The sequence below is a fragment of the Moorena sp. SIO3I6 genome (genome assembly GCF_010672095.1).
The window spans coordinates 1-4,830 of the sequence record NZ_JAAHHU010000329.1; the positions used below are offsets into that span (position 1 = coordinate 1).

The 4,830-nt window shown below is 43.6% G+C and carries 5 protein-coding genes; 3 read left to right on the plus strand and 2 right to left on the minus strand.

All coding sequences use genetic code 11. The features are described 5' to 3' along the window. Nucleotides 1–541 precede the first annotated feature (541 nt). A complete protein-coding gene (locus F6K49_RS35310) occupies nucleotides 542–1,099 on the plus strand; it encodes a late competence development ComFB family protein (RefSeq protein ID WP_293019604.1) in 558 nt (185 codons plus the stop codon). 62 nt (nucleotides 1,100–1,161) lie between these two features. Here F6K49_RS35310 and F6K49_RS35315 read toward each other — a convergent pair whose 3' ends face one another. Then, the gene (locus tag F6K49_RS35315; RefSeq protein WP_293019602.1) at nucleotides 1,162–1,887 is read right to left on the minus strand and encodes a L,D-transpeptidase; all 726 of its coding nucleotides are present in this window, start codon (nucleotides 1,885–1,887) and stop codon (nucleotides 1,162–1,164) included. Between the two features lie 185 nt (nucleotides 1,888–2,072). On the opposite strand from F6K49_RS35315, the gene F6K49_RS35320 reads away from it, so the two are divergent. Next, nucleotides 2,073–2,726 (plus strand): sigma-70 family RNA polymerase sigma factor, encoded by a 654-nt coding sequence (locus tag F6K49_RS35320; RefSeq protein ID WP_070391151.1) that lies wholly within the window; start codon nucleotides 2,073–2,075, stop codon nucleotides 2,724–2,726. 206 nt (nucleotides 2,727–2,932) lie between these two features. Further along, nucleotides 2,933–3,481, plus strand: a complete 549-nt coding sequence (locus tag F6K49_RS35325; protein ID WP_293024420.1) for a Fis family transcriptional regulator — start codon at nucleotides 2,933–2,935, stop codon at nucleotides 3,479–3,481. Nucleotides 3,482–3,531: 50 nt separating this feature from the next. On the opposite strand, the gene F6K49_RS35330 is transcribed toward F6K49_RS35325, so the two are convergent. Further along, the coding region (locus F6K49_RS35330; protein ID WP_293104272.1) for a YdiU family protein at nucleotides 3,532–4,830 on the minus strand (1,299 nt) is incomplete at its 5' end.

The following is a 4,830-nucleotide window of genomic DNA, read 5'->3' on the forward strand; positions in this document are numbered from 1 at the left end:
GAAAACATTCTGGTTCCTTGAATTGAAGCCGAAAACCAAAGCAAACCATGATAGTGGTTGCGTTTTCTATTAAACACAGATTTATGCGCCTTGAGCGGAACAAAACCTATCTTGGCCTTGGGAGATACCCCCTGGCTGCTTAAGCAGCTTGCATTAGTGGGCTAAAATCGGCAAAGTAGATTTTGGTAGCTAAAAAGTATCGGTAAACGTAACCGGCAAGAGGGAAAAATTTTCTTTACTCTTGCCCTTTCCCTATTGGTTAGCTGTTAACTTGTCCTTCCCTTAGGATTTAGTGGTTATTGACCACTACTCCATAAATTCCTCGTGTTTGTAGCTAGTCATAGGCTAAAGCCCTATGGCTAACTTACTCCTACTCTTTTTTTGATTTTACTAGGAAATCCCACTAACCACTGACTCCGCTTCACGAAATCCCCCAGATTCACCCATCGGGATCAGCTTAATCAGATAAAGACGAAGCTAAATTCCTAGATTATACTATTAATTATTTTGACCATTAAATCAATAGCTATTAAATCTACTCATGAGAATTGAGCAAATTGTAGAAAAAGCGTTGAAAGATGGCTACTTAACTCCCCTGATGGAGAGTGAGGTCGGTCGCCTTTGTGACACAGCTTCGGAACTCTCCATTGAAGAATATATGGCATTAGACAGACTGATGGGGGCGCTTCTATGTGGTGAGGTGGTTACAGCTGCTCGCAAGCAGTTTATCAATGTCATGGAAGAGTTGGTATTAAGCGAAGCAATTGATCAATTTACCAAGATAGAAGACAAGAGCGATCACTTTCTGGAGCTAGGAGATATTGCTGCCTATGCCCTCAATAGACTGCCCCCTCTCTATGCCACTACCGAAAAAGGTGCTCAATACCAGCGTAAAAGAGCAAAGCAAGACCTAATGGATTTAATTAACCATCAAGTCAAGGATGCCATAGCCAAATATCTAGAGCGACCTGATTTTGGCGCTGATCGCCAAGCAATCGGCAAAAAAAACAGCGATCTGATGGAACAGATTAGTAATATGTTAGAGGAGTTTGCACCACACTTTGAGCCAAAGCCTCAGGGCTCAAATGGATTACGTTGAGTCAGTGTTAACAGGTGATGGTTAAAAATCCCTTTTCAATGGCAATTTTTCGGTTGAGATGTTTAATCTCTCACAATGACTGGTGTTCCTAGACTTACCTGCTCATACAACTGTTTAATATCCTGGTTGAGCATCCGTAAGCAGCCGTGGGAAACCGCTGTGCCGATTAGCTCTTCTTCATCAGTGCCATGAAGCCCGATTTGATGGTGCCCGTCAGACCAAAAACCAATCCACCTTTCTCCTAAAGGATTATCAGGTCCAGGAGGTATGAGTTCACCAGTAATCGGTTCTTTCCAAATAGGGTTGGGTTGTTTGCGAATAATTTTGAAACTGCCAGTGGGTGTATCCCAACCGGGTTTACCAATGGCAACTGGGTGGCTCTGGAGCAATTGTTCTCCCCAGTACAAGTAGACCGTAGTATCACTCAAATCCACAACTACCTGGTAAGTAATAGCAGCAATTGCGTCAGTAAAATAAGAGGTGGCTGGTAAAACCTTGGGAATTTTTGATTTCAGTCTCTTTGGCGTTACCTGAGGTTTTACCAGATCTGAGGCTGTCTTTTCGGATGACAACGGTGCCAGTTCCGGGTATACTGAAGAAGTTTTTGTCAACGTCTCTAGTGTACCGAGTCGTGCTATGGTCAACCGAGAGGTTGCTGGCAAGACCTGGCTAATCTCAGGTGTAAGTTGCTTCAGCTTAAGCTGTGGTAGTGTAGCTGAGATTAACAATCCTGCTGACCCAAAGCAAAATATCATTAAGCTAGTGTTAATTGAGTTGCTTATGGCCATAATTAATTTATTTAATAGTTAATTAATTGGAAATGACTAGTTAATTTAATAGTTAATTGGCTGTTTGCTGGCTCAGTCCACTACAAGCGTGAAAATGTAAGATAGACTAGTGCTCGATGAGCGGGAACCAATCGCAGAAGTTGGGAGTCAATGAGAGGAAGAAAGTTTTAGAAGCTATTCCAATCATGAGTCAACCAATTTCTCTATCCTGGTCAACAGAGGTAACACTTCCTCAAGTGCCGGTGCAACCTGAGAAACTCTCTAACTATGATTTGGTTTTACGCTGTCAGGAAGGTATGAATCCTGACCGCACAGCCTTTGCTGAGCTACTACGTCGGTATCAGTCCCACGTGGATAAGATTTTGTATCACTTAGCACCAGACTGGCAAGATCGCTCCGATTTAGCCCAAGAGGTCTGGATTAGGGTTTACCGTAATATTAAACGACTTAATGAACCAGTCAAGTTCAAAGGTTGGTTAAGCCGTATTGCCACCAATCTTTTCTATGATGAGCTCCGCAAACGCAAGCGGGTAGCCCACCCCCTGTCTCTGGATGCACCACGTCATATGGATGATGGCGATATGGATTGGGAAATTGCTTCAGCAGAGCCTGGTCCAGAAGAAGATATGACGACCAGAGAGTTTTATGAGCAACTGCACAAGGCAATATCAGAGTTGCCAGAAGTGTTTCGTACTACCATCATCCTTAGGGAAATCGAAGGTATGGCTTATGAAGAAATTGCCGAAATTACTGGCGCTTCTCTCGGAACCGTTAAGTCTAGAATTGCTAGAGCAAGAGCGAGATTGCAATCTCACCTGCAAGCTTATCTAGATTCCTAAACATCAGTATAGTTACTTAATAATATATCAAATCTTTACAAGGCTTGCTTAATCATATCTTTATCTAAATCCCATAATTTGAGAAGACAAGCTTGTTCAAATCTTTATCTAAAGCGCCGGATTTCCTTTATTGGTTATTCCCTTAATATAAAAAATATGGGAGATCTAGTGTGGGGAGTTTACGATGACTCGTTGGTGATGAGAAAATGACCTCTAAATTTAACCCTGATAACACTTATGGGCAGGAATCTGCCAAAGATATGGATTCCCTCAAACGCGATCGCTTTCAATTAATCAGTGCCTACGTTGATGGGGAAGTAACATCAGCAGAGCGCTCTGATGTGCAGCAGCTATTGGCAACTGACCCAGATGCCAAACGATTATACAATCGACTGGTGATGCTACGTCAGGCATTCCGAACCATGCCCGTCCCACCAACAGAGCAACCAGCTCAAGAACTGGCACAGCAAGTTTTCTCAAAAATTGACCGCCGCCGGAATCGCCGAAAATTTGTTTGGGGTGGTGCTGCCCTTGCTGCCATGTTTGTCGGTGCGGTTTCGATGATTGTGCCTAATGGACCCTCACCAGTGCCACAGATGGCCACTAACCCAACTCCATTGCCAAAAGCAGAACCCCTCAGGATTGCTCTGAATCGACCGCTGCTAGAGATACCATTAGCTCCAGTGTCATCTCCTAGACCGTCAGGAGTATTACCAGAAGTTAATGGAAATGTCAACAATCTTAATTTGAATTAAATTAAATTGAGATAAATGGTTCTTGCCTCAGCTTTGAACTAATCACTGTTTCATTGTTTAGCTTGTAGTTTGCTGATCAACTCATAAAACGGCTCCCAATTATCTTCCTGAGTAATTGGCTCCCAAACTGCCTCAATTACAGGTCTGAGTAAAGCAGTGTGCGGATTCTTATCTCGCAAAAGTGCTGACATATCCTTAAGCTGATCAACTGATAAATTTTGTAAAAGGTGGTGGTATAAATTGCGCCAATCTGCTAGGGAGGAATACTGAGCATCTGACTCCCAAAAAGATTCTCGGCTCATTATCTGAGTAACATCATCTCGCCAACTCTTATCAAACTGTTGGGCTAATTCAGCAAAGAAAGCGTGATAACCAACCTGAGTATCTTGCAGGAACTGAATCGTTAACCTCAATAACTCTGACTCTTCCGACTCTGGCAACTGTTCAAATCCCAGTTTATTCAGCATCAAGTGCCGATAATTGCGGTAATAATGTTTCCCAAACTCGGCTAAACCTGCTTCCATCTCCGATGTTGGCATTACCATCCCTAACGGTTGCTGAAGCATTTCTAAATTTAACTGACAAATTCCAGGTTGATTGCCATAACTGTAGCGCCTGTAATAGTCAAAGTAAGCAGCGGTAAACTTAGGGTCATAGGTGGGGATAAAGGCGAATGGTCCATAATCAAAACTTTCGCCAGTAATCGACATATTGTCGGTATTTAAGACAGCGTGACAAAAACCCGCTGCCATCCACTGGGCTGCCAATCGAGCCACTCGTTCCACCAACTCAGCGTAAAACTGAGCATACTGCTCCTGTTTCTTATCCTCCTTTAGGGGGATTATGCTTGGGTAGTACTGCTCAATCACATGGTCTAATAGCTTCTTGATTAAATCCGGACGCTTAAAGTAATGCAGTCGCTCAAAGGTACCAAACCGGATATGGGAACGGCTAAAACGTACTATAACTGATGAGCGAGTTGGAGAAGGTTCATCACCTCGCCACAGTTGCTCTCCAGTTTCAATCAGGCTCAGACAGCGGGAGGTTAAAACTCCAAGATGGTGCAACGCTTCAGCTGCAAGTACTTCCCGCACCCCTCCTTTGAGGGTCAGTCTACCATCAGCAGTTCGGGAGTAGGGTGTGGTGCCAGAGCCTTTGGTACCGAAGTCGTAAAGTTCCCCATCAATACCTCTTACTTGACCATAGAGAAAACCTCTGCCATCCCCTAGTCTAGGGTTATATTCACCAAATTGATAGCCATGGTAGCGCAGGGCTAAAAAGGGTCGAACTCCCTGAAATTTACCGAAAGCTTGGATAAAGTCTTGGTCGTTAGTGTCTTGGGGATTTAA